This is a genomic window from Serratia sp. CY84636, assembly GCF_052166245.1.
Lineage (GTDB): Bacteria > Pseudomonadota > Gammaproteobacteria > Enterobacterales > Enterobacteriaceae > Serratia > Serratia nevei.
Genome location: NZ_JBJNOX010000006.1, coordinates 185,076 through 210,039, shown reverse-complemented (window position 1 = coordinate 210,039; position 24,964 = coordinate 185,076). Strand labels below are relative to the sequence as shown.

At 60.3% G+C, this 24,964-nt stretch carries 25 protein-coding genes and 1 other RNA gene; 17 read left to right on the top strand and 9 right to left on the bottom strand.

What is annotated here, in order from left to right:
• Positions 1-40 precede the first annotated feature (40 nt).
• On the bottom strand, positions 41-1,528 hold the full coding sequence (locus ACJ8QI_RS18015) for a UxaA family hydrolase (RefSeq protein WP_141960322.1): 1,488 nt from the start codon (positions 1,526-1,528) through the stop codon (positions 41-43).
• A gap of 20 nt (positions 1,529-1,548) precedes the next feature.
• Positions 1,549-2,961, bottom strand: coding sequence for a glucuronate isomerase (gene uxaC, locus ACJ8QI_RS18010; protein ID WP_060424706.1), 1,413 nt, complete (start codon positions 2,959-2,961; stop codon positions 1,549-1,551).
• 300 nt (positions 2,962-3,261) lie between these two features.
• Here uxaC and ACJ8QI_RS18005 point away from each other — a divergent pair, with 300 nt between their 5' ends.
• From ACJ8QI_RS18005 to ACJ8QI_RS17955, 11 genes are all read left to right on the top strand, one after another.
• Positions 3,262-4,560: an MFS transporter gene (locus ACJ8QI_RS18005; protein WP_084827510.1), complete on the top strand. Its 1,299-nt coding sequence runs from the start codon at positions 3,262-3,264 to the stop codon at positions 4,558-4,560.
• 124 nt (positions 4,561-4,684) lie between these two features.
• Complete coding sequence (gene exuR, locus ACJ8QI_RS18000) at positions 4,685-5,461, top strand: transcriptional regulator ExuR (protein ID WP_033636102.1); 777 nt, start codon at positions 4,685-4,687, stop codon at positions 5,459-5,461.
• Between the two features lie 186 nt (positions 5,462-5,647).
• Complete coding sequence (locus tag ACJ8QI_RS17995) at positions 5,648-6,094, top strand: hypothetical protein (protein ID WP_149571325.1); 447 nt, start codon at positions 5,648-5,650, stop codon at positions 6,092-6,094.
• Between the two features lie 136 nt (positions 6,095-6,230).
• On the top strand, positions 6,231-6,911 hold the full coding sequence (locus ACJ8QI_RS17990) for a DedA family protein (protein WP_049198505.1): 681 nt from the start codon (positions 6,231-6,233) through the stop codon (positions 6,909-6,911).
• Positions 6,908-7,282: an EnvZ/OmpR regulon moderator MzrA gene (gene mzrA, locus ACJ8QI_RS17985; RefSeq protein ID WP_442532892.1), complete on the top strand. Its 375-nt coding sequence runs from the start codon at positions 6,908-6,910 to the stop codon at positions 7,280-7,282. The genes ACJ8QI_RS17990 and mzrA overlap by 4 nt, the downstream gene beginning before the upstream one ends.
• A gap of 241 nt (positions 7,283-7,523) precedes the next feature.
• Entirely contained in the window at positions 7,524-7,895 is a 372-nt protein-coding gene (locus ACJ8QI_RS17980) for a DUF1090 domain-containing protein (RefSeq protein ID WP_084827508.1), read from the top strand.
• A gap of 164 nt (positions 7,896-8,059) precedes the next feature.
• Positions 8,060-8,365: a DUF883 family protein gene (locus ACJ8QI_RS17975; protein WP_060424699.1), complete on the top strand. Its 306-nt coding sequence runs from the start codon at positions 8,060-8,062 to the stop codon at positions 8,363-8,365.
• Positions 8,366-8,367: 2 nt separating this feature from the next.
• Positions 8,368-8,769, top strand: a complete 402-nt coding sequence (locus ACJ8QI_RS17970; RefSeq protein ID WP_015379160.1) for a phage holin family protein — start codon at positions 8,368-8,370, stop codon at positions 8,767-8,769.
• Positions 8,766-9,053: a YqjK-like family protein gene (locus tag ACJ8QI_RS17965; RefSeq protein ID WP_004937121.1), complete on the top strand. Its 288-nt coding sequence runs from the start codon at positions 8,766-8,768 to the stop codon at positions 9,051-9,053. Before ACJ8QI_RS17970 ends, ACJ8QI_RS17965 begins: the two co-directional genes overlap by 4 nt.
• Before the next feature lie 294 nt (positions 9,054-9,347).
• Positions 9,348-9,743, top strand: a complete 396-nt coding sequence (locus ACJ8QI_RS17960; protein WP_004937119.1) for a DoxX family protein — start codon at positions 9,348-9,350, stop codon at positions 9,741-9,743.
• A 70-nt stretch (positions 9,744-9,813) separates the two neighbouring features.
• A complete protein-coding gene (locus ACJ8QI_RS17955; protein ID WP_442532891.1) occupies positions 9,814-10,800 on the top strand; it encodes a glutathione S-transferase family protein in 987 nt (328 codons plus the stop codon).
• 51 nt (positions 10,801-10,851) lie between these two features.
• Here ACJ8QI_RS17955 and ACJ8QI_RS17950 read toward each other — a convergent pair whose 3' ends face one another.
• Positions 10,852-11,748 carry a LysR family transcriptional regulator gene (locus ACJ8QI_RS17950; protein WP_004937113.1) on the bottom strand — a complete coding sequence of 299 codons (897 nt, stop codon included), beginning with the start codon at positions 11,746-11,748 and terminating at the stop codon, positions 10,852-10,854.
• 107 nt (positions 11,749-11,855) lie between these two features.
• Here ACJ8QI_RS17950 and ACJ8QI_RS17945 point away from each other — a divergent pair, with 107 nt between their 5' ends.
• The gene (locus tag ACJ8QI_RS17945) at positions 11,856-12,557 is read left to right on the top strand and encodes a pirin family protein (protein ID WP_060424694.1); all 702 of its coding nucleotides are present in this window, start codon (positions 11,856-11,858) and stop codon (positions 12,555-12,557) included.
• Positions 12,558-12,614: 57 nt separating this feature from the next.
• Here ACJ8QI_RS17945 and rnpB read toward each other — a convergent pair.
• An RNA gene (rnpB, locus tag ACJ8QI_RS17940) (RNase P RNA component class A) lies at positions 12,615-12,992 on the bottom strand.
• A 41-nt stretch (positions 12,993-13,033) separates the two neighbouring features.
• The gene (gene rsmI / locus ACJ8QI_RS17935; protein WP_004937108.1) at positions 13,034-13,897 is read right to left on the bottom strand and encodes a 16S rRNA (cytidine(1402)-2'-O)-methyltransferase; all 864 of its coding nucleotides are present in this window, start codon (positions 13,895-13,897) and stop codon (positions 13,034-13,036) included.
• 62 nt (positions 13,898-13,959) lie between these two features.
• On the opposite strand from rsmI, the gene ACJ8QI_RS17930 reads away from it, so the two are divergent.
• The 5 genes from ACJ8QI_RS17930 to ACJ8QI_RS17910 all read left to right on the top strand — a co-directional run bounded on the left by ACJ8QI_RS17930 (position 13,960) and on the right by ACJ8QI_RS17910 (position 19,255).
• Positions 13,960-15,999, top strand: coding sequence for a penicillin-binding protein activator (locus ACJ8QI_RS17930; RefSeq protein ID WP_060424690.1), 2,040 nt, complete (start codon positions 13,960-13,962; stop codon positions 15,997-15,999).
• Complete coding sequence (locus ACJ8QI_RS17925; RefSeq protein WP_089186488.1) at positions 15,996-16,349, top strand: YraN family protein; 354 nt, start codon at positions 15,996-15,998, stop codon at positions 16,347-16,349. Before ACJ8QI_RS17930 ends, ACJ8QI_RS17925 begins: the two co-directional genes overlap by 4 nt.
• 51 nt (positions 16,350-16,400) lie before the next feature.
• Positions 16,401-16,991 (top strand): DnaA initiator-associating protein DiaA, encoded by a 591-nt coding sequence (gene diaA / locus ACJ8QI_RS17920; protein ID WP_004937103.1) that lies wholly within the window; start codon positions 16,401-16,403, stop codon positions 16,989-16,991.
• Between the two features lie 9 nt (positions 16,992-17,000).
• Positions 17,001-17,576, top strand: a complete 576-nt coding sequence (gene dolP, locus ACJ8QI_RS17915) for a division/outer membrane stress-associated lipid-binding lipoprotein (protein ID WP_004937101.1) — start codon at positions 17,001-17,003, stop codon at positions 17,574-17,576.
• A gap of 116 nt (positions 17,577-17,692) precedes the next feature.
• Positions 17,693-19,255 (top strand): S10 family peptidase, encoded by a 1,563-nt coding sequence (locus ACJ8QI_RS17910; protein ID WP_442532890.1) that lies wholly within the window; start codon positions 17,693-17,695, stop codon positions 19,253-19,255.
• A gap of 57 nt (positions 19,256-19,312) precedes the next feature.
• Here ACJ8QI_RS17910 and mtgA read toward each other — a convergent pair whose 3' ends face one another.
• The 4 genes from mtgA to ACJ8QI_RS17890 form a co-directional block, all read right to left on the bottom strand.
• Positions 19,313-20,044, bottom strand: a complete 732-nt coding sequence (mtgA, locus tag ACJ8QI_RS17905; protein ID WP_060440986.1) for a monofunctional biosynthetic peptidoglycan transglycosylase — start codon at positions 20,042-20,044, stop codon at positions 19,313-19,315.
• A complete protein-coding gene (gene elbB, locus ACJ8QI_RS17900) occupies positions 20,041-20,694 on the bottom strand; it encodes an isoprenoid biosynthesis glyoxalase ElbB (RefSeq protein WP_070915403.1) in 654 nt (217 codons plus the stop codon). Before elbB ends, mtgA begins: the two co-directional genes overlap by 4 nt.
• A 237-nt stretch (positions 20,695-20,931) precedes the next feature.
• On the bottom strand, positions 20,932-23,271 hold the full coding sequence (gene arcB / locus ACJ8QI_RS17895; RefSeq protein WP_087763593.1) for an aerobic respiration two-component sensor histidine kinase ArcB: 2,340 nt from the start codon (positions 23,269-23,271) through the stop codon (positions 20,932-20,934).
• Positions 23,272-23,363: 92 nt separating this feature from the next.
• Positions 23,364-24,302, bottom strand: a complete 939-nt coding sequence (locus tag ACJ8QI_RS17890; RefSeq protein WP_060424679.1) for a TIGR01212 family radical SAM protein — start codon at positions 24,300-24,302, stop codon at positions 23,364-23,366.
• Positions 24,303-24,964: the final 662 nt, after the last annotated feature.

Sequence of the window (24,964 nt, the reverse complement as noted above, 5' to 3'; positions counted from 1 at the left end):
TCATAAAAAGGCGCTCCCTCGAGCGCCTTTTTTGTCAGCGTTAGAGCGTCACCCCGCTTTTAAAGATCGCCAGCTCGCGGAAATCGTTGGCTTCATTGCGCGCCGGGCGGCCGTTGGCGATCTCGACGATCAGATCGACGAAGCGGCCGAGCAAGGTCTCCATCGCCACGCCGTGGATCAGGCCGCCGGCGTCGAAATCGATCCAATGCGGTTTCTTCGCCGCCAGCTCGCTGTTGGTGGCCAGCTTCACCGTCGGCACAAAGCCGCCGTATGGCGTGCCGCGCCCGGTGCTGAACAGCACCATATGGCAGCCGGCACCGGCCAGCGCGCTGGTCGCCACCGCATCGTTGCCCGGCGCGCTGAGCAGATTCAGCCCCGGCACGCGCAGCCGCTCACCGTACTTCAGCACGTCCACCACCTGGCTCAGGCCCGCTTTTTGGGTGCAGCCGAGCGATTTCTCTTCCAGCGTGGTAATGCCGCCGGCCTTGTTGCCCGGCGATGGGTTCTCGTATATCGGCTGTTGATGGGCGATGAAATAGCGTTTGAAATCGTTGATCATGTCGACGGTTTTGTCGAAGGTCTCCCCGTCGCGGCAGCGGCTCATCAGAATGCGCTCGGCGCCGAACATCTCCGGCACTTCGGTCAGCACCGTGGTGCCGCCGTTGGCGATCACATAATCGGAAAAGCGCCCCAGCAACGGGTTGGCGGTGATGCCCGACAATCCGTCCGAACCGCCGCACTCCAGGCCGAACTTCAGCTCGCTCAGGCGGCCCGGCTCGCGGCGATCGTGGCGCATCTCCCGGTACAGCTCGTGCAACAGCGCCAGCCCGGCCTCCACCTCGTCGTCCTGCTGTTGGCACACCATAAAGCGCAGCCGCCGCTCGTCCGCCATCCCCAGCGTGGCGCGAAAAGCATCCACCTGATTGTTCTCGCACCCCAGCCCGATCACCAGCACCGCGCCGGCGTTGGGATGGCGCGCCATGTTCTGCAGCATGATGCGGGTGTTGGCATGATCCTGCCCCAGCTGCGAGCAGCCGAACGGATGGCTGAACAGATGCACGCCGTCGATCCCCTCCGCCTGCGTTTGCTGCAAAAAGCGCTGCTGGATCTGGCGGGCGATGCCGTTGACGCAGCCGACGGTCGGCACGATCCACAGTTCGTTGCGGATCCCCACGTCGCCGCCGGCCCGGCGGTACAGCTGCACCTCGCGATCCGCCGCCTGCGGCGGCAACGCCGGGAACTGCGGCTGGTAACGGTAGCTGTCCAGATCGCTCAGGTTGGTTTTGGCGTTTTGCGAATGAATATGCTCCCCAGGGCCGATGGCCACGAGCGCGTGGCCGATCGGCTGGCCATATTTGATGATGTCCTCGCCCTCGGCGATCGGGCCGAGCGCAAACTTGTGCCCGCGCGCCACCGGCTGCACCAGCGGAACGGCGACGCCTGCCAGCTCAACCGTGTCTCCAGCGGCCAGGTCGCGCAGCGCTACCGCCACGTTATCCTGCTCGTGAATCTTTATCGTACTTTGCATAAACCGGTCCCGGATAACGGCTACGCCAGGTCAATGGCGAAATAGTCTTTGGCGTTGTCGAAGCAGATGTTTTTCACCATCCCGCCCAGCAGCGCGATATCGGCCGGCGCTTCGCCGTCCGTCACCCAGCGGCCGATCATCTGGCAAAGGATGCGGCGGAAGTATTCATGGCGCGTATACGACAGGAAGCTGCGACTGTCGGTCAGCATGCCGACGAAGCGGCTCAGCAACCCGAGTTGCGCCAGCTGCGTCATTTGGCGCTGCATGCCGTCCTTCTGATCGTTGAACCACCAGCCGGAGCCAAACTGCATCTTGCCCGGCGTGCCTTCCCCCTGGAAATTGCCGATCATGGTGCCGATCACTTCGTTATCGCGCGGGTTGAGGCAATAGAGAATGGTTTTCGGCAGGCCGCCCTGCCGCGCCTGGGCATCCAACAGCCGCGACAGCGGCTCCGCCAGCGGCCGATCGTTGATCGAGTCGAAGCCGATATCCGGCCCGACGGCGGCCAACATGCGGCTGTTGTTATTGCGCAGCGCGCCGATGTGATATTGCTGCACCCAGCCGCGGCGCCGGTATTCGCCGGCCAGGAACAGCAGCACCGCGCTTTTGAACTGCGCGCTCTGTTCCGGCGTCGGCAGCTCGCCGTTCAGGCGACGCAGCAGGATCGCATCCAGCGTCGCTTCATCGGCCTCGCCGAACACCACCACGTCCAGCGCATGGTCGGCCACCTTGCAACCGTGGGCGGCGAAGTGATCCATACGCTTGTGCAGGGCGTCGCACAGCATGCTGAAACGGCCGATGGCGGTGTCCGCCGCCGCCTCCAGCTGCCGCAGATAGTCATTGAAGCCGGGCGCATCGATGGCGAAGGCCTTGTCTGGCCGCCAGCTCGGCAACACCTTGATATCGAAGCTATGATCGTCGGCGATCGCCCGATGGTGGCGCAGATCGTCGATCGGATCGTCGGTGGTACCGACCATTTTCACGTTCATCTGCCGCATGATGCCGCGCGCGCGAAACTCATCCTGCGCCAGCAGCGCATTGCCGCGCTGCCAGATCTCATCCGCCGTGCTCGGCGACAGCAGCGTCCCGGTGATGCCGAACGGCCGGCGCAGCTCCAGGTGCGTCCAGTGATAGAGCGGGTTGCCAATGGTGTGCGGCACCGTGGCGGCCCAGGCGTCGAATTTCTCGCGATCGCCCGCATCGCCGGTGCACAGCCGCTCCGCCACGCCGTTGGTGCGCATCGCCCGCCATTTGTAGTGATCGCCCCGCAGCCAGATATCGTACAGGTTGCTGAAGCGGGTATTCTCCGCAATCTGCTGCGGCGGCAAATGGCAGTGGTAGTCGAAAATCGGCTGCTGCGCCGCGTAGTCATGGTACAAACGCCGGGCAAATTCGCTGTCCAGCAGGAAATCTTCGCTCAAAAACGTCGCCATCTCGGGCTCCTTACCTTACTTGCCGTGCGGCACAGGGATCGAATCACAAAAGTTATCACACCAATTTTAGCGAGCGTCCAGCAAATTTTTCCCGCCATCTGCCGTTTTGCTGTCCTCCAATCCCTTTTTCACTCGTTTTTACGGCAAATGTGCGGCATAAACGCCCTATTTCACCGGCGACAGTATCGCTCAGGCGAATAATTCCTTTTGTGATATCACTCAACTTTTAAACATGTATGACAGGTTATTGTCTCGCCAGCCGCATCGCCGGCCATACCTTCAAACGGGGAGACATTTCGGATGCGTAAAATTAAAGGGTTACGCTGGTACATGATCGGGCTGGTGACCGTCGGCACCGTGCTGGGTTACCTGACCCGCAACGCCATCGCCGTGGCGGCGCCGACGCTGGAAGATACGCTGCACATCACCACCCAGCAGTATTCCTATATCGTCGCCGCCTATTCCGCCTGCTACACCGTGATGCAGCCGGTGGCGGGCTATGTGTTGGACGTGCTCGGCACCAAGGTCGGTTACGCCATGTTCGCCATTCTTTGGGCGGTGTTCTGTATGGGCACCGCGCTGGCCAACAGCTGGGGCGGACTGGCGTTGGCGCGCGGCGCGGTCGGCATGGCCGAGGCGGCGATGATCCCCGCCGGGCTGAAGGCCAGCAGCGAGTGGTTTCCGGCCAAAGAGCGTTCGATCGCCGTCGGCTATTTCAACGTCGGTTCGTCGATCGGCGGCATGATCGCCCCGCCGCTGGTGGTATGGGCCATCGTGGCGCACAGCTGGGAGATGGCGTTCATCATCACCGGCGTGCTGAGCCTGATCTGGGCCATCTGCTGGCTGCTGTTCTACAAGCACCCGAAAGATCAGAAGAAACTGAGCCAGGAAGAGCGTCGTTACATCCTCGAAGGCCAGGAAGCGCAGCACCAGACCTCAAACGCCAAAAAGATGTCCGCCTGGCAGATCGTGCGCAACCGCCAGTTCTGGGGCATCGCGCTGCCGCGCTTTCTGGCGGAACCGGCCTGGGGCACCTTCAACGCCTGGATCCCACTGTTCATGTTCAAGGCCTACGGCTTTAATCTGAAAGAGATCGCCATGTTCGCCTGGATGCCGATGCTGTTCGCCGATCTCGGCTGCATCGTCGGCGGCTACCTGCCGCCGCTGTTCCAGAAGTATTTCAAGGTCAATCTGATCGTCTCGCGCAAGCTGGTGGTGACGATGGGGGCGGTGTTGATGATCGGCCCCGGCATGATCGGCCTGTTCACCAGCCCTTATGCGGCTATCGCGCTGCTGTGCGTCGGCGGCTTCGCCCATCAGGCGCTGTCCGGCGCGCTGATCACCCTCTCTTCCGACGTGTTCGGCCGCAATGAGGTGGCGACCGCCAACGGCCTGACCGGCATGGCGGCCTGGACCGCCAGCACGCTGTTCGCCCTGGTGGTCGGCGCCCTGGCGGACACCCTCGGCTTCAGTCCGCTGTTCGCCGCGCTGTCGGTTTTCGACATTCTCGGCGCCATCGTCATCTGGACGGTGTTGCAAAACCGCCCGGCCGCCGAACCTCAACCCGCCACGCTGCAGCCGGCCCCGGCGCGCAGCTGATCCCGCCGCCCGGCCGCCGCGCCGGGCCGGGCCTTTTGCTCCTCTGGCAGCGGTGCCGAATAAGTGGTATAACAAATCCGATGGCCACGCGCCCCCTCCCACCGCACCGTATAGAGCATTCACTATGGAATTCACCGAAACCAGACGCCTGTATCAGCAACTGGCCGCCGAGCTTAAGCAACGTATCGAAAGCGGCCGCTACCCGGTAGGCGACAAGCTGCCGGCCGAGCGATACATCGCCGAAGAGATGAATGTCAGCCGCACCGTGGTGCGCGAAGCGATCATCATGCTGGAAGTGGAAGGCTATGTGGACGTGCGCAAGGGATCCGGGATCCACGTGGTGTCCAACCAGCAAAAACACCTGGTGGTGCCGGGCGACAGCATCGAGTTCGCCACCGCGGGCCCGTTTGAGCTGCTGCAGGCGCGCCAGCTGATCGAAAGCAACATCGCCGAATTCGCCGCCACCCAGGTGACCAAACAAGATATCGTGCAACTGATGGAGATCCAGGAGCACGCCCGCAAAGAGGATCGCTTCCGCGACTCGCAGTGGGATCTGAAGTTCCACGTGCAGGTGGCGTTGGCCACCCAGAACACCGCCATGGCCACCATCGTGGAAAAAATGTGGGTGCAGCGGGTCAACAACCCTTACTGGAAGAAACTGCACGAGCATATCGACGAACGTTCGATCGCCAGCTGGTGCGACGATCACGATCAGATCCTCAAGGCGCTGATGCGCAAAGATCCTTACGCCGCCAAACTGGCGATGTGGCAGCACCTGGAAAACACCAAGCAGATGCTGTTTAACGCCACCAGCGACGACTTTGAATACAACGCCGATCGCTACCTGTTCGCCGAGAATCCGGTGGTGCATCTGGATGGCGTGAGCCACGAGCCGAAATAGCCCCGGCGGTCAAAAACCGTCGGCTTATGTCAGGTAATGTAAAATCCGCTGAATCGATGCCGGAACCGCCGTTTGCCGTGTACTATTTCACCGTCGGCAACGTAGATTTCCCTGTTGCCAATCGTGCTATTTTGGTAGAGTTAGCCCACTTTTTTACCCATTGCTGCGGGGGCGGGACGCGAATAAATGCGCTGGTTGTTTGCCATGCTGATTGCTGTTTTCTGCTGGACCGGTTCGGTCTCCGGCCAACAGCTATGCGTGGCGTCATCCAAGCCAACCCCCAGTGCGCTGAGCAGCCTGCCGCTGCTGGCGGAGCCGGCGCTTTCCCCCTATGATCATGTGTATCGGGCGCCGGCCGAAGCGCGCCGCAAAGCCCCCGGCAAGTTGCCGCTGCTGCTGCCCAGAGCGCACTCTTTCCCCGGTTCGCTGCTCGCGTCCTCCCTGACGGCACCGGTCTATACCCTGGCCGCAGAGCCGGGCTACCGAATTCGTTTCCCCCGCCAGGACACCCCGGCCCCCAACCGGCTTGCCCAGGTCGACTGGACGCTGGACGCCTCCAGGCAACAGAGCCGGCAGGCCGGCTGGAAAGAAAGCAACATGCAGTACCGTGGCACGCTGACTTATCACCTATGACCGGTGTCGCACCGCTTAGAAATCTTAAAGCAACGCCGTTTCATCGTTATCAGCATTCAGGATCGCCGCGCGCTTTCAGCCCACGCCCGCTCCGCCGCTGAGATAAAAATAAACAATGACGTTTTAGGAACACCGGATGGATATCATTAAAGAACTGATACATGCCTTGTGGCAGCAGGATTTTGAGACGCTGGCGAACCCTTCGTTGGTGTGGACCCTCTACATTCTGCTGTTCATGATCCTGTTTTTGGAAAACGGCCTGCTGCCGGCCGCTTTCCTGCCGGGCGACAGCCTGCTGATCCTGGTCGGCGTGCTGATCGCCAAAGGCACCATGGGCTTCCCGCTGACCATCGTCATCCTGACCGTCGCCGCCAGCCTGGGGTGCTGGGTCAGCTATATACAGGGCCGATGGCTCGGCAATACGCGAACGGTGCAAGGCTGGCTTTCGCACCTGCCGGCCCACTACCATCAGCGCGCTCACAACCTGTTCCACCGTCACGGGCTTTCCGCCCTGCTGGTCGGCCGCTTCCTGGCCTTCGTGCGCACCCTGCTGCCGACCATCGCCGGCCTGTCCGGCCTGAGCAACGCGCGCTTCCAGTTCTTCAACTGGATGAGCGGCCTGCTGTGGGTCTTGATCCTGACGACGCTGGGTTTCGCGCTGGGGAAAACCCCGGTGTTCCGCAAGTATGAAGATCAGCTGATGTTCTGCCTGATGATGTTGCCGCTGGTGTTGCTGGTGGTCGGGCTGGTCGGCTCGCTGATCGTGCTGTGGCGCAAAAAACGCGCCGGCAGCCAGAATCCGGGGAAAGGGGCGTGACAGCAAAGCGCCCGTGCTGGCAATACGTCTTGATGATCGCGCTCGCCCTGCTGGCGTTGGCGACGCTGTTGGTGCCCTGCATGGTGCGCACCGAGAGCGAGCTGCGCATTCGCGCCAGCCAGCAAGGGCTGTCGCTGCCCGACGGTTTTTACGTCTATCAGCGCCTGGATGAGCGCGGCATCCGCATCAAAAGCATTACGCCGGAAGGCGATGGCCTGGTCATCCGTCTGGATTCGCCGGAGCAGCAATTGCTGGCGCGCGAAGCGCTGCAAACCATCCTGCCGCCCGGTTACCACATCGCGTTGAGCGAGTCCCCCGTGCCGTCGCACTGGGTACGCGAATTTGCGCGTTCCCCACTCAATCTGGGATAATCCCCTTCATATGAAGGGGTTTCCTTTCATTGCCATTATCTTCATTTTCATTCGCATCGATTAGCTCAAAAATCAATCAGTCGGCACTAAGTCACGGCTGATTCTTTGGGGGCACGCCGGTTTCATGACTATGCTGAAGGGTAACTTCAGCCGGCGATGAACGCCCTCCTCTCACGCTGCCGCCTTCGGCAGTCAGGAAAGCGGATGCCTGTTCAGGCATCCCATGAAAAGGAACTGAAAGATGAAATTACGCCATTCACTGTTACTGCTGTTGCCACTCTGCACGCTGCCGTCGCTCGCTTCGGCCGCTGAGGGCGGCTGCGCCGCCAAAGCGCAAGACATCCAGCAGCAAATCGACTACGCCACCCAACACGGCAACACCCACCGCGTGGACGGGCTGAAAAAAGCGCTGAGCGAAGTGCAGACTCACTGTACCGAAGCCGGCCTGCAGGCCGAACGCCAGAAAAATATCGCGGAGAAGCAGCGCAAGGTCGACGAGCGCCGGCAGGAACTGAAAGAAGCGCAGCAAACCGGCAAGCTGGATAAGGTCGCCAAGAAGCAGCAAAAGCTGGCGGAAGCGCAGGCTGAGCTGAAACGCGCCCAGGCGGAATAATTTTTTTACACCAGCGGATTTATCGATGAGAGCCCCATCACACGGGATTTCTTAAGCATATGGAATTGATGCCTGGTGTTATCTGCTGGCCATCACCCCTTTGCTCCGGCGAAAAAATCCGCTATGTTAAAAGTCTGTCGAAATAAACGTTAAGGAATAATAACATGGCACATGATTCAAATGCAGAAAACTTACGCGCTGAACTGAAGTCCTTAGCCGATACGCTGGAGGAAGTGCTGAACTCCTCCACCGATAAGCCGAAAGCCGAGCTGGAGAAGCTGCGTTCGAAAGCGGAAGGCGCGCTGAAAGAGAGCCGCGCTCGCCTGAGCGACGCCGGTGACAAGCTGGCTTCGCAAACCAAACAGATCGCCGGTCAGGCCGACGACTACGTGCGCGACAACCCGTGGACCGGCATCGGTATCGGCGCGGCGGTCGGCGTCGTGCTGGGCGTGCTGCTCGCGCGTCGTTAATCATGGCTGAACAACCGCAAGTGCGCGCGCAGGGCCCCGCTAAAGGGGTCCTGGATATCGGTCAGCGCATCATCACGATCCTGGTCGGCATGGTGGAAACCCGTGTCCGGCTGGCGGTGGTCGAGCTGGAAGAGGAGAAAGCCAACCTCATTCAGCTGCTGATCATGGCCGGTATGACGCTGCTGTTCACCGCCTTCGGTTTGATGAGCCTGCTGATCCTGATCTTCTGGGCCATCGATCCGGTCTACCGGCTGGTGGCGCTGGGCGCCACGACCGGCGTGCTGCTGTTCCTGGCCGTGGTCGGCACCATCTGGACGCTGGTCAAGGCCCGTCGCACCACGCTGCTCGGCGCCACGCGCAAGCAGCTGGAACTCGACCGCGCCGAACTGGAGCGCGAGCCATGAGCCGCCGCCGCTACCTGGAATGGAAAAAAGAGAGGCTGATTCGCCAGATCCAGCAGCAACGCTTGGATCTGGCCGAACACAAGTCTCTGTGGTTGGAGAAGACCGAACGCATCGACCGCGGCTGGCAGACGGTGTTTGGCCTGCGCCGCTATCTGGTGCTCGGTTCCAGCGTCATGGCGCTGTATGGCATTCGCCACCCCAGCAAGATGATCCGCTGGTCGCGCCGCGCTTTCGGTGCCTGGAGCGCTATCCGCCTGTTTAAAAAGACCTTCTCCGCCAAGTAAGCCCCACGCCTTTCCTTCAAACATCCTGTTGCTCCGCCCTCGTTTTCCCCCTAAAACAGCGCTGCTTATCCCGAGGGCCGGGCAACCTGCTGACCAGCGTCAGTTTATTAGCACGCTAAAGATTCAGATTTTTTGAAAAATTACGACAGTTTTACTTGCTAACAACCTGAGCACTTCCCGCTTAACATTCACTCCATCAATACGATATGGGCCGGACAGGGTGAGAGACCCGATATACCGCCCGTTGATATGACTACCGCCGAACAGGCGCACAAAAACACTTTGGAGTAGATGATGAAAAAATTAGAAGATACAGGTTTGCTGGTTGCTCGTATTCTGATGCCAATCCTGTTTATCGTGGCAGGCTACGGCAAAATGGGTGACGCTTATGCCGGTACCCAACAGTACATGCAATCGATGGGCGTGCCTGGCTTCTTGCTGCCGCTGACCATCCTGCTGGAATTTGGCGGCGGTCTGGCGATCCTGTTCGGTTTCCTGACCCGCACCGTAGCGCTGTTCACTGCCGGCTTCACCATTCTGACCGCGCTGCTGTTCCACACTGACTTTGCGGAAGGCGTAAACCAGCTGATGTTCATGAAAAACCTGACCATCGCCGGCGGCTTCATCGTGTTGGCGGTTGCAGGCCCGGGCGGCTTCAGCATCGACCGCCTTCTGAACAAGAAATGGTAATCTAAACTGTCATTCAGGGCCCGGCATGCCGGGCCCTGTCGCTTTTCACTCGGACACCAAGGAGATTCCCATGGGACAACTCGTCGATGGCGTTTGGCAAGACATCTGGTATGACACGAAATCTACCGGCGGCCGTTTCAAACGTTCAACCGCTCAGTTTCGCAATTGGGTGACCGCCGACGGTCAGCCGGGCGAACACGGCGCGGGCGGCTTCCAGGCCGAAGCGGGCCGTTATCACCTGTACGTTTCTCTCGCCTGCCCCTGGGCGCACCGCACGCTGCTGATGCGCAAACTGAAAGGGCTGGAACAGATCATTCCGGTCTCGGTGGTGCACCCGCTGATGCTGGAAAACGGCTGGACCTTCGGCCAGGATTTTCCTGAAACCACCGGCGATCCGTTGTATCACGCCGACTTCCTGTATCAGATCTACCTGCAGGCCGATCCGCACTACAGCGGGCGCGTGACCGTGCCGGTACTGTGGGATAAACAGCGGCAAACCATGGTCAGCAACGAATCCGCCGACATCATCCGCATGTTCAACAGCGCGTTTGACAGCGTGGGCGCCCGCGCGGGCGATTACTACCCGGCCGAGCTGCGCGGCAAAATCGATGAGCTGAACGGTTGGATTTACGATCAGGTGAACAACGGCGTGTACAAGGCCGGTTTCGCCACCAGCCAGGAAGCGTATGACGAAGCGGTCAACGGGGTCTTCAACGCGCTGGAGCGCCTGGAGCAGATCCTGGGGCAGCACCGCTACCTGACCGGCGATCGGCTGACCGAAGCCGACCTGCGTCTGTGGACCACGCTGGTGCGCTTCGATCCGGTGTACGTCACCCACTTCAAGTGCGATAAACACCGCATCAGCGACTACCTGAACCTGTACGGTTTCCTGCGCGACATCTACCAGATGCCGGGCATCGCCGACACGGTCAGCCTGCCGCACATTCGCAACCACTACTACCGCAGCCACGCCACCATCAACCCGCACGGCATCATTTCCATCGGGCCGGCGCAGGATCTGGACGAGCCGCACGGCCGCGATCGGCTCTTCGGCTAAGACAAAAAAAATCCCCTTGCCGCCCGGCAAGGGGATGTCATCCCACCGACCTTAGCGCTGCGCGAACAGGCGCGGAATTTCGCGCAGGAACCAGGCTTTCGCCTCCCCCATGCTGTCACGTCGCCAGGCCATGATGATATCGGCTTCGCGACTGTATTCCGGCCCCACCACGCGCAGCCGCCCGGCCTCAATATCTTTCTCCACCATCGGATATGGCATGGTCGCCACCCCCAGCCCGGCCAGCAGCGCCAGACGCTTGTCTTCGATGGTGCTCACCGTCAGACGCTGCTGCTTATCCAGCAGCTGCACGGTCAACACCGGGCGCTCGCGGGCGGTATCCGCCACCGCGATGCCGCGGTACTTCACGCGGGTCACCTCGGACAACGGCTCCGGCTCCTGGTGGATAGGATGATCCGGCGCGGCGACGTAAACGCTCATTACCTTGTACAGTTTGCGGGTGTTGATCTCCGACGACGCGCGAAAATGCATGTCCGGCGCGATCACGATGTCGGCGCGCCCCTGCTCCAGCCGCTCCCAGGCGCCCGCCAGCACTTCGGTGAAAATCGACACCTGGGTGTTGGCCTTCAGCGCCAGCTTGTCCACCAGCGGAAACAGCAGGCTCGGCGGCGACAGCGCTTCGCTGACGATAGTCAGGTGGGTTTCCCAACCGCGCGCCAGCGCCTCGGCGTCGGTGGTCAACTTGTCGGCCGCTTCCAGCAGCACCCGCCCGCGCTCCAGCAACATGCGCCCCACGTTGGTGAACTTGGTGCGGTGGCCCGAACGGTCGAACAGCACCACGTCCAATTCTTCTTCCAATTTTTGCATGGTGTAGCTGAGCGCCGACGGCACCCGGCCCAATTCGTCGGCGGCCGCGGCGAAGCTGCCGCGGCGGTCGATCGCGTCCATCACTCTCAGCGCCTCAAGCGTGAGCGCCCGATCTCTGGCCATCACATCCCTCTGTCAGGAAATTTGAATATGCCGACCAGATTAACTGGCTAACAATCCGACGTCCAGATGCTTACCATTTGGATAATGAATTTAGAGAGCCGATTGCCATGATTACATGCAGAACAGCACAACAATGCGGGCAAGCTGACTTTGGTTGGCTGCAGGCTCGCTACACCTTTTCCTTTGGTCACTACTTCGATCCCAAACTGATGGGCTATGCGTCGCTGCGGGTGCTGAATCAGGAGGTGCTGGCGCCGGGCGCGTCGTTCCAGCCGCGCACCTATCCCAGCGTGGATATCCTGAACCTGATCCTGCAGGGCGAGGCGGAATACCGCGACAGCGACGGCAACGCCGCGCGCGCCAAAGCCGGCGAAGCGCTGCTGCTGGCCACCCAGCCGGGCCTGAGCTACAGCGAACAGAACGTCAGCAGCGATACGCCGCTGACCCGCCTGCAGCTGTGGCTGGACGCCTGCCCGGAACGCAACAACGAGCGGGTGCAGCGCCTGACGCTGCCGGCGGCGGGCAACCTGCTGCTGGCCTCACCGGACGGCGCGCAGGGCAGCCTGCAGCTGCGCCAGCAGGTTTGGATCCACCATCTCGATCTGCAGCCGGGCGAAGAACAAACGCTGACGATTAACGGGCCGCGCGCCTATTTGCAGTCGATTCACGGCACCATCGCCGCCACCGGCGAGCGCCACGAAGCGCAGCGCCTGACCTGCGGCGACGGCGCCTTCGTGCGCGAGGAGAATCGCCTGACGATCCGCGCCGAGACCCCGCTGCGCGCGCTGCTGATTGACCTGCCGGTGTAAGCCGACCGGAAAACGAAAAACCCCGCGCAACTGACGTTGCGCGGGGTTTTCTTTTGTCGAGGGAGTTGACCGGTAAGCCGGGTTCTGTCGTGGACAGTCATTCCTCTAGGCCAGCAATCGCTCACTGGCTCAAGCAGCCTACCCGGGTTCAGTACGGGCCGTACCATGTGAACCCCTATTTGGCCTTGCTCCGGGTGGAGTTTACCGTGCCACGAACTGTTGCCAGCCGCGCGGTGCGCTCTTACCGCACCCTTTCACCCTTACCTGATCCCGCTTGCGCGGGCCATCGGCGGTTTGCTCTCTGTTGCACTAGTCGTAGGCTTGCGCCTCCCAGGCGTTACCTGGCACCCTGCCCTATGGAGCCCGGACTTTCCTCCCCTCCATCTGTCTCCCCGAAGAGGACGGCAATGAAGCGGCGACTGTCTGGTCAACTCCGGCGCGGATAGTAGCGTCGCGGCGGCGGCAGGTCAACCGCTTTACGGCTGTTGTTGCTCCAGCGCGTGCTTATACAGCGCATTTTTCTTCACGCCGTGGATTTCCGCCGCCAGCGCCGCCGCCTTTTTCAGCGGCAGCTCTTTTTGCAGCAGCGCCAGCGTGCGCAGCGCCTCGAGCGGCAGCGCATCCTCCTGCGCCTTGTGGCCTTCGACGATCAGCACCATCTCGCCGCGGCGGCGCACTTCATCTTCCTGCACCCACGCCAGCAACTCGCCCACCGGTGCGCCGTGGATAGATTCCCAGGTTTTGGTCAGCTCGCGCGCCAGCACCACATAGCGCTGCGGGCCCCAGACGGTGACCATGTCCTGCAGGCTTTCCAGCAGGCGGTGAGTGGATTCGTAGAAAATCAGCGTGCGCGGTTCCTCCGCCAGCGCCATCAGCGTATCCTTGCGCCCCTTGGTTTTCGCCGGCAGGAAGCCTTCGTAGCAGAAGCGGTCGGAAGCGACGCCCGCGGCGCACAGCGCGGTGGTGGCGGCGCAGGCGCCCGGCAGCGGCACCACGCGAATGCCGGCCTCGCGGCAGCGGCGCACCAGGTGATAACCGGGATCGTTGATCAGCGGCGTGCCGGCGTCGGACACCAGCGCGATGCTCTGGCCTTCCTGCAGTTTCGCCAGCAGCTGATCGGCCTTTTGCTGTTCGTTGTGGTCATGCAGCGCGAACAGACGCGCGTTGATCGCGAAGTGTTGCAGCAGCAATCCGGTATGGCGCGTGTCTTCCGCCGCGATCAGATCAACGCTTTTCAGTACCTCTAACGCCCGGTGAGTGATATCGCCCAAATTGCCGATGGGGGTGGGCACCACATACAGCGTTGATGCAGAAATGACTGATTGTTGGTGTTGATTCATTGTTTCATCCGGGTTGCCGATTTAATATTGAGCATCTTGAAAAAAACATCACTGGATACAGTATGCTTTCCTCAACATTCGTTCGTACCAAAGCAGGGCGTTCCAAGCCTGTCCGACTTACCGCAGTCATCGCGGCCGCCCTTTTCCTGGCAGGCTGTCCAAGTCGGGCCCCGCAAACGCCGCCCGCCAATATACAGGACGAAGCGAGCGCCAGCTCCGATTACTACCTGCAGCAGTTGCAGCAAAGCAGCGATGATAACAAGGCTGACTGGCAATTACTTGCTATTCGCGCCTTGCTGCGTGAAGGAAAACTGCCGCAGGCCGGCGACCAGTTGAATCAACTGCCGAAAAACCTCAGCGGTGCGCAGCAGACTGAACGCCAGTTGCTGACCGCCGAACTGCAGATCGCCAACAAGAGCTACGTCAGCGCCCGCAGCACGCTGGGCCATCTGGACAGCGCTTCGCTGTCGCCGAATCAGAAGGTGCGCTACTACCAGGCGCAGATTGCCGCCAATCAGGGCAAAGCGTCGCTGCCCTTGATCCGCGCCTATATCGCTCAGGAGCCGTTGCTGACCGGCAAACCGCACCAGGACAACCTGGATCAGACCTGGCAGGCGCTGCTGCAGCTGACGCCGCAGGAGATGAACAGCCTGGTGATCAACGCCGACGAGAACGTGCTGCAAGGCTGGCTGGATCTGCTGCGCGTCTATCAGGACAACAAGCAGGATCCCGATCTGCTGAAGGCCGGCATCAAAGACTGGCAGAACCGTTATCCGAAGAACCCGGCGGCCAAAACGCTGCCCGCTCGCCTGAACCAGGTGCTGAACTTCACCCAGGCCTCCACCTCGAAAATCGCCCTGCTGCTGCCGTTGAACGGCCAAGCGAAAGTGTTCGCCGACGCCATCCAGCAAGGCTTCGAAGCGGCGAAAAACGGCGGTTCCATGCCGGCGCCGCAGCCTCAAGCCGCGCAACCGGCCAGCGCACCGGCCCCAACGGCGCCGGCCGATCAGGCCGCCACGGGTGACATCAACGCCAACGGCGCGGTCAGCCCTTCGGCGCAAGAGAGCCAGCCTGCGGTGACCGCCGCGCAACCGGCGGCGCCGTCCAGTGCGCCGATAACGCCGCTGCAGGCCGCTAACGCACAGGTCAAAGTGTACGATACCACCAGCCAGCCGCTGGCCGCCTTGCTGAGCCAGGCGCAGCAGGATGGCGCCACCCTGGTGGTCGGGCCGCTGCTGAAAGAGAACGTCGATCAGTTGTCCGCCAGCACCACCACGCTGAACGTGCTGGCGCTCAACCAGCCGGAAACGCCGAAGGACAACCTGAACATCTGTTACTTCGCCCTGTCGCCGGAAGATGAAGCGCGCGACGCCGCCCGCCACATCTGGGAACAGCAGAAGCGTCAACCGCTGCTGCTGGTGCCGCGCGGCGCCTTCGGCGATCGCGTCGCCAAGGCCTTTAACCAGGAATGGCAGAAGCAAGGCGGGCAAACCGTGCTGCGTCAGGACATCGGCTCTGCCGGCGAACTGCGCCAGATGGTCAACAGCGGCGGCATCCGCATGACCGGTACGCCGATATCGAGCGCCCCGGCGCCGCAGAGCGTGACCATCGCCGGGCTGACTATTCCTGCGCCGCCGAGCGACGTGCCCGCCGCGACCGGCGGCAGCGTCGACGCGGTGTATATCGTCGCCACCCAGTCTCAGCTGACGCTGATCAAACCGATGATCGACATGGCCACCAGCTCGCGCGGCAAGCCGGCGATGTACGCCAGCTCGCGCAGCTATCAGGCCGGTGCCGGCCCGGACTTCCGCCTGGAAATGGAAGGCCTGCAGTTCAGCGACATCCCGCTGCTGGCCGGTTCAAACCCTCAGCTGTTGCAGCAGGCCAGCGCGCGCTTCCGCAACGACTACTCGCTGGTGCGCCTGTATGCGATGGGGATGGATGCCTGGACATTGGCCAACCACTTTGCTGAAATGCGCCAGCTGCCGGGCTTCCAGGTTTCCGGCACCACCGGTACGCTGAGCGCGTCGCCGAACTGCGTGATCAACCGCAAACTGCCTTGGCTGCAATACCGTCAGGGTACGGTCGTTCCGGTCTCTTGAACCCACGCGCCTCAGGGGCGGGCTATGAGTTACTGGCCCGCCGTCACCTGGAATACGCCGGACTCACCTTCTGCGCCGCCAACGTCGCGGTGCGCGGCGGTGAGCTCGACCTCATCATGCGCGACGGCGCCACCTGGGTGTTCGTCGAAGTGCGCTACCGCCGCAACGACGCCTTCGGCGGCGCGGCCGCCAGCGTCACCTTTCGCAAACAACAGCGGTTGCTGCATGCCGCCGCCGTCTGGCTGGCGGGGCGCGGAGCCAGTTTTGACACATCATCTTGCCGTTTTGATGTTTTGGCCATTACCGGTAGCCAGTTAGAATGGATACCCAACGCCTTCAATGCGGATTAATCGGGGTTTTGCGGCGCAGACCGGCCCTTTGACTTAGTGGATTAATACAACGTGCTGGATAGAATTAAAGTCTGTTTTACCGAAAGCATCCAAACCCAGATCGCGGCGGCGGAAGCATTGCCGGACGCCATTTCCCGCGCTGCGATGACGCTGGTTCAATCCTTACTCAACGGTAACAAAATCCTGTGCTGCGGCAACGGCACCTCGGCGGCCAACGCGCAGCACTTCGCCGCCAGCATGATCAACCGTTTTGAAACCGAGCGCCCCAGCCTGCCGGCCATCGCCCTCAACGCCGACAACGTGGTGCTGACGGCGATCAGCAACGATCGACTGCACGACGAAGTGTACGCCAAGCAGGTGCGCGCACTCGGGCACACCGGTGACGTGCTGCTGGCGATTTCCACCCGCGGCAACAGCCGTGATATTGTGAAAGCGGTCGAGGCGGCCGTCACGCGCGATATGACCATCGTCGCGCTCACCGGCTACGACGGCGGCGAGCTGGCCGGGTTGCTCGGCCAGCAGGATGTCGAGATCCGCATCCCGTCGCACCGCAGCTCGCGCATTCAGGAAATGCATATGCTGACCGTAAACTGCCTGTGCGATCTGATAGACAATACGTTATTCCCCCACCAGGACGATTAAGGAACTGAGATGAAGCTAAAAGCCACATTTGCAGTGCTGTCCAGCGCCCTGCTGTTGCAAGGCTGTATCGCCGGCGTCGTCGTCGGCAGTGCGGCCGTCGCGACCAAAACCGCCACCGACCCGCGCAGCGTCGGGACCCAGGTGGATGACGGCACGCTGGAAGCCAGGGTCGAAAGCGCTCTGAGCAAAGACCAGCAGTTGAAGAAAGACGCCCGGGTGGTCGCCACCGCCTATCAGGGCAAAGTGCTGTTGACCGGCCAGTCGCCTAACGCCGATCTCACCGCGCGCGCCAAGCAGATCGCCATGGGCGTGGAAGGCACGACCGAAGTGTATAACGAAATCCGTCAGGGCACGCCGGTCAGCCTGAGCACCGCGTCCTCCGACACCTGGATCACCACCAAGGTGCGTTCGCAGCTGCTCACCAGCGATACGGTGAAATCATCCAACGTGAAGGTCACCACCGAAAACGGCGAAGTGTTCTTGCTGGGCCTGGTCACCCAACAGGAAGGGCAGTCGGCGGCGCAGATCGCCAGCCAGGTGAGCGGCGTGAAGCACGTCACCACCGCCTTTACCTATGTGAAATGATCCTGCAGGCAAGGGGCCTTCCCCTTGCCGCTTTTCTGTACGCTTCCCGCTGTTTTACCCTGGTTTAATGAGCCGCGTTTAAAGTAATCTCTCACTTCATTACGGATAAAATTCAAATGGACAGAATTTTAATCGGTTTTCTCACTGCCGTTTCTTTATTCACCGCCGGAGTTTCCGCCGCCAATCCCACACAGGATGCGCCCCGCACCGAACATGCCCCGGCCCCGATGGCCGATCAAGCCGTGGCTACTGAAGGCGCGATCACGGTCGACCAGGTAAAAATCAATTATCAGGCGCAAACCGGGGTGCTGGAATTGAGTAAAGAGGATCCGGAAGATCCCGTGACCGGCATGTTCTATGTTGCGTATTTCAAAAAGGATGAGAATAAGAACGAGAGCAGGCCGATTACCTTTATCTACAACGGCGGGCCGGGCTCCGCCTCGCTTTGGCTGCATATGGGGGCGCTGGGGCCTAAACGGGTTATCGCTACTCAGCCAGAGAAAACACAGCTGGCGCCTTACCAACTCACCGATAACCAATACAGCCTGCTCAACGTCAGCGATCTGGTGTTTATCGATGCCCCCGGAACGGGTTACAGCCGCTTTTCCAGCAGTGCCGCCAGCCAGCCGGAGAGAGCGCAGCAAAAATCACAGAGTGCCAGCAACGTTTATGGCGTCAACGGCGATGCTCAGGCTTTCTCTCAATTTATCGTTCAGTTTTTAACGCATTACCAACGCTGGAACTCACCTAAATATTTATTGGGTGAAAGCTACGGCACTACCCGCTCGGTGGTATTGGCCGAGACGCTAAAAAATCAGAATATCGATCTTAACGGTATTATCCTGATGTCGCAGTTTCTGAACTACGACAATAACGTCGACGATCCCAATCAAAACCCCGGCGTCGATCAACCTTACTATCTGGCACTCCCCACCTACGCAGCCAGCGCATGGTACCACCAGCGGCTGCCGGGCAAGCACCCGAGCCTGAAAACCCTGTTAGACCAGGCCGAGCAGTTTGCGCTGGGGACTTATGCCCAAGCCTTGCTGCAAGGTGCCAATCTGCCTGAAAAAGATCGCCAAACGCTCGCCGAGCAGCTTTACCAATTTACCGGCATTCCGGCCGATTATTGGCTCAAAGCCAATTTGCGCCTGAGTGGACCGGTCTTCGCCAAGCAACTGTTGCGCAGTCAGGACGAGACCATTGGCAGAATCGATACCCGCTATCGTGGGCCGTCGCTGGATAATATCGCTGAAACGTCCAACTACGATCCCAACGTCAGTGCCATTACTTCCGCCTACGTCGCGCAATTCCACAATTATCTTGGCAAAACGCTGCATTTTAGCGCCGACCAAAACTATCGCGCATTTTCCGATGAGGTCTATGACTGGAACATGTCCAGCAACAGCCGGGACAGATCATTTAACGTGTTGCCGAACCTGTCGCGGGTGATGAAAATGACCCCGACAATGAGAGTGATGGTGATTGGTGGGGTTTACGATTTGGCCACCCCTTACTTCGTCGCCAAATATGAGATGAGCCATCTGCCCGTGTCGCCCAAATTACGCGACAATATCCGTTTCTATTGGTATGACACCGGGCATATGCCGTACTTGGATGAACCATCGCTTAAAAAGATGCACGCGGATTTAACTGCATTTATCAGCGATAAGCCCTGATGCGGCATTAGCCACCGAAGAGAGAGATACCTTGCCCGAAAGCAGGGTATCGCTTGGTTAATCCAGCTTGTTTTCTTTCAGGAAATCTTCCCCACCCAGCTGCCGCATCTGGCGCATGATCCACTGCTGTCGCTGTATCACATAGCCGGAAGGCGCATCGGCCCTAAAGCGATGCGGATTCGGCAATACCGCCGCCAACAGCGCCGCTTCCGCCGCGCTTAGCCGTTTGGCCGGCTTATGGAAAAAGCGTTGTGAAGCCTCTTCAACGCCAAACACCCCGTCGCCGAACTCGACGATATTCAGATACACCGTCAGAATGCGCCGCTTGGTCCACACCAACTCGATGCCCGACGTCAAGCCGGCCTCCAGCCCTTTGCGCAGCCAGCTGCGGCCATCCCACAGAAACAGGTTCTTGGCGGTTTGCTGCGACAGCGTGGACGCACCGCGGATGCGCGTCGGGCGCTTCTCGTTGTGGCTGAGCGCCTTTTCAATGGCCGCCACATCGAAGCCCCAATGGTCTGGAAACTTCTGATCCTCCGCCGCCATCACCGCCAGCGCCATCTGCGGCGAGATGTCGTCCATCGACACCCAATCCGAATGGGCGACGTAGCCAAAGTCGCCGCTCAGCCAGGCGCTGACTTGCCGCTCCACCATCACGGCGGAAAACGGCACCGGCAGGAAGGCAAAGGCCACAATGCCCAACACCCACAGGCCGAGAATCGCGATGACCCCGCGCTTCAGCCAATACCACGGGCGCAGTCGCCGCCATCCGCCGAGCGATTTTCTCATTCAGCCATTTCCAGTACCCGCGCCACCAGCTTATCGATACCGAGGGCCGCCTGCGCGATCGACGGCGCCAGCATATAGGCCGGCGTGGTCACGACTTTGTGTTCGCTGTCCACCACGATATCGTCTACCGGACAAATCACCGGCTCGCCGCCCATGGCGTCAATCACTTCTCCCAGGTCCGGATCGTTGCCAATGGTCAGCCGCGCTTGTTGATCCAGCAGTTTCGGCAACAGCGCCGGCGCGATGCACATCAGGCCAATTGGTTTGCCGGCCTTATGCATCTCGCGCGTCAGACGCGCCAAATCCTCATCGACCCAACATTCCGCGCCGGCTTCGGCGAAATTGCTGAGGTTCTTGGCGGCGCCGAAGCCGCCGGGCACGATCAGCGCATCCAGCTGCGCGGCCTCCGCCAGCGCCAGCGGCTGCACCGCGCCGCGGGCAATGCGCGCCGATTCAATCAGGACATTGCGCGACTCCGCCATCTCCTCACCTGATAAGTGATTAATAACATGGCATTGTGGTTTATCGGGCGCAAAGCACACCGCCTGCGCGCCGGCACGGTCCAACGCCAGCAGCGTCAGCACCGCTTCATGGATCTCCGTACCGTCATAAACACCGCTGCCGCTGAGGACGACACCCACCTTTTTCATCACTCTTACTCCTGTCGCTGCTGTCAACTGGTTCGTGCTCGGAGTTGACAAACACTAATCTACATCACACATTTTAATGAATCTTCTAACAAGAGCGCTTACATTTGCTATGTTGTTGGCTGTATGATGTTTAGGAATTCGCTACAACCTGCTCGACCAGAACACTGAAACCAATACGCAGGTTCACAATTTCCCTGGTGTTGGCGCAATATTCGCGCACCCCGGCTTAGGTCGGGGTCATTTTTTTTCAGCGTTCTCAACCCAAGCCCGCAGTACCTGCACGTCGTTGCGCCACTCTTGTTTCAACTCATCCACCCAATCCTGCACGTTATCCCACCAGGCCGGCAGCGTCGGCGTTTGAATCTGTTGCGCCAGCTGCTGCAGGTGACGCAGACCGACCGAACCGGCGGCGCCTTTGATCTTGTGCCCTTCTTCGGTGATGCCTTTCTGATCGCGCGCCGTCATGTTGGAGTCCAGCACCGCCAGGTAGCCCGGCATCATCTGTTCGAACATCTCCAGGCTTTGGTGGATCAGCTGCGGGCCAACCAGGTCCATGTACTGCTCCAGCATCGCGGTATCGAGTAACGACTCATTAATCTGCATCGCCTTGTGCTCCGTTTTCTTTGAAGTGTGAGAAGGTTGATGATCCCAATAGTGTTTGATGACCTGGGTCAACGCCGGCACCGACAGCGGCTTGCTCAGCACATCGTCCATGCCCGCCTCGAGGTACTCTTTTTTGTCTTTCAGCACGTTAGCGGTCAGGGCCACCAGCGGCGGCAGCGCCTGCCCGGCGTAGCGTTCGCGCAGCACCCGGGCGATGTCCAGCCCGGTCATGTCCGGCAGCTGGATGTCCAGCAGCACCAGATCGAACTCGTCCGGATCGAACATCGCCAGCGCGTCGTGGCCGTTCATCGCCACCTCGACGCTGTTGCCCAGTTTCTCCAGCACCGAGCGCGCCACGATCACGTTCAGCTCGATATCCTCCACCAGCAGGATGTGCAGCGCCGGCAACGGCAGTTCCTCTTCCTCCGGCGCCGCGCTGGCGGCTTCCTGCACCGCCGGCGCCTGGATGGTCAGAGTGAAGCAAGAACCGTGCCCCTGTTCGCTGCGCACGGTGATGTCGCCGCCCATGCTCTGCGCCAGTCGCTTGGAGACCGCCAGCCCGATGCCGGTGCCGGTGGCCGGGCGGCCGCCGCGCTGATCTTTCACCTGGTAATACATGGCGAAGATCTTGTCCTGCTCGTCCTGCGGGATGCCCATGCCCGAGTCTTCCACCTCGAACACCAGCTTCTCCTGCGCCTCACGCCGCACGCGCACCACGATTTGCCCCTGCTGGGTGAATTTCACCGCGTTGCCGATCAGGTTCCACAAAATCTGCCGCAGGCGCGTACCGTCGGTCACGATCTGCTGCGGCAGCGGCGTCTGCGGCTCCATGATGAACTGCAGCCCTTTCGGCTGCGCCAACAGGCCGGAGAGGTTCTCCAGATCTGCCAGGAAGCCGGTGAAGTCCACCGGCTGGTTGTCGAGCTGCACCTTGCGCCGCTCGAGCTTATCCATTTCGATAATGTCGTTGAAGATATTGCCGAGGGTGATGGCGCTGACGTGAATGGTCTTCAGGTATTTCAGCTGCTCGTCGTTCAGCTCGGTATCGAGCAGGATACGGCTCAGGCCAACGATGCCGTTAAGCGGCGTACGCAGCTCGTGGCTGATCGTGGAGATAAAGGTGGTCTTCTCCCTGCTGGCGTTCTCCAGCGCGTCCTGGTAGCGCTTACGCTCGGTAATATCGCGGCCGAAGCCCATCAGCCCGTGGCGTTTGCCCACCCGGTCATAAAACGGGACCTTGCGCAGCTCGAAACAGGCCTTGCGGCCATCGGGATACACCAGCCACTGTTCGTAGGTCAGCGAGACGTTGTGGCGGAACACCTTCTCGTCGGTCTCAATGACCTTTTCGGCGATCTCCTGGCCGTAGACGTCGAACGGCGTCAGGCCGATCAGCTGCTTCTCGCTCTTGCCGGTCAGCAGCTCCATCGCGCGGTTGCAGCCGGAAAATTCTTTGTCTTCGTTGCGGTAGTAGACCAGATCCGGCGAGGCATCGAGGAAGGAACGCAGCAGCGCCGATTGCTGGCCCAGCTCAATCTGCGCCAGTTCACGCTGTTCCATCTCTTCCGTCAGCTTGTCCATCACCTGCAGGCGCTCTTCTTCCGCCTTGATACGGTCAGCGATCTCCTGGTTCAGCTGGCTGATATTGTCCTTAAGCTGCTGATTGAGCTCCAGATCGCGGTGGCGCATTTCCTCCAGCTTGTCCACCAGCCGCGCCAGCCGCTGGCGCGACTCCTCCAGCTGCTCCACCACCACCGAGAGGAAGTAGACCGCCCACGGGGTGATCAACAGGCCGAAGAAGATCGAACGCACCACGTCGATGCTTTCCACTTCGCCGCGCAGCAACATGGTCACCGCCATCTGCACCACCATCGCCAGCACCACCAGCGCCGAGGCCAGCAGCAGCGAGAAGCGCACCAACCCCAGTTTCACCATTAAATCGACGTAGTACTGGGCCAACACCCGGATTTGCTTCATAGCGGCTCCCATCAGACACAATCTTTTGAATCATACCGTAAAACAGCGGTGAGATAAGGCGGCAAACGCCGAAGTGTGGCAAAGATTGCACTTCAGAGCGGCATTCCAGGGCGGTAGCGCCGCTTTTCATCCAGCGCGCTGCCCTGCCCGCCGTATTGCTGCAGATAAGCGCCCACCGCCTGCATGCCGCTCCAGCGGTTTTCGCACCACAGCGGCGCCAGCAGCGTGGGCCGACGGGCGCTGGCGGACAGGCGGTGATACACCACCTCGCCAGGCGTGTGGCGGATCATCTCCCCGGCGCTGACGGCGTAGTCCTCCAGCGCCAGTTCGGGCAAACGCCCGGCTCGCCACGCGCGGGCCAGGGTACTGCCGGTCACGACGTGCAGCGGATGCAGCTTAATGCCATCCACGCCGGACTCCACCACCCGCTGCAGCGTGAGCAGATGATCGCGCTGGGTTTCTCCCGGCAGCCCGACGATCAGATGGCAGCACACCTTCAGCCCGCGCTGCCGGGCCCGTTGCGCGGTCTGCTGATAGCAGCGGAAATCATGGCCGCGGTTGATGCGTTTGAGCGTTTTATCGTGCGCCGTCTGCAGCCCCAGCTCCAGCCACACTTCATAACCCTCCTCGCGATACCCCGTCAGCAGATCCAATGCGGCGGGCGGCACGCAGTCCGGCCGGGTGCCGACGCACAGGCCGACCATCTCACTCTGCGCCAACGCCTGCCGATACATCGACGCCAACAATTCGACCTCCGCATAGGTGCTGGTATAGGCCTGGAAATAGGCCAGATAGCGCCGCGCCCGGTTGACCCGCGCGGCCTGCTGCGCCAGCTGTTCGGCGATACTTTGCCGCTGCATCGCCTCATCGGCAAACGAAGCGACGTTGCAAAATGTACAGCCGCCGCGCCCCAACGTGCCGTCGCGGTTAGGGCAGCTGAATCCGCCGTGCAGCGTGAGTTTATGGATCTTTTCGCCATAGCGGCGCTGGAGATCTGCGCCAAACATATTGACTAATTGCGGCAACTGCATAATCTTGGTGATTCTCTGTGTTCAAAGCCGCGATGCTAATAAGAAACGGCTTTTCCCGCGATGACAGAGATCAACGCTTTCCCCGCAAGGCGCCACCAGGCATAACTATTCATCATAAATGCAAATCAATTCACTATAATTCTGATGAATTATTCTAATCGTCGCGCAACCGTTAACGGCAATATGACAATGCGGTGAAAAACAGTGACAAACATCAACAAAGAAATATCTTATAGAATAAAATTCTGCCATTAACCCCCGCACTAGCATGGTGCAGAGATTAAGGGGTTGCACTATAGTGAGACAGCTCACACTTCTGTGGGGATCGGCGTTGCCCCACGATAGTGCAAAAACACATTAAAATACTTACTTTTCAAATAAATAAACATCATCAATTCGATAAGAATCTATCTTAAGCCCACATTTGACCTGCGAATTCTTTCTCGCTAAGTTGGAAGTCCGCTGGAAGCTTTCTGGACGGGCAAACGTCTCGTCATATTTATGCAGTAATTGAAGACTCCCTCTTAAAACAAGTCCTATACCACTTGTGAGACCGTCACGAGAGGCCATTGATGGAGGGCGGAAAAGCAGATTAGCGGGGTTAACTTGCTGATTGGACTTCTGCCTGAAATTGGGAAGCCCCCTCGCAGTAGGTTGTGAGA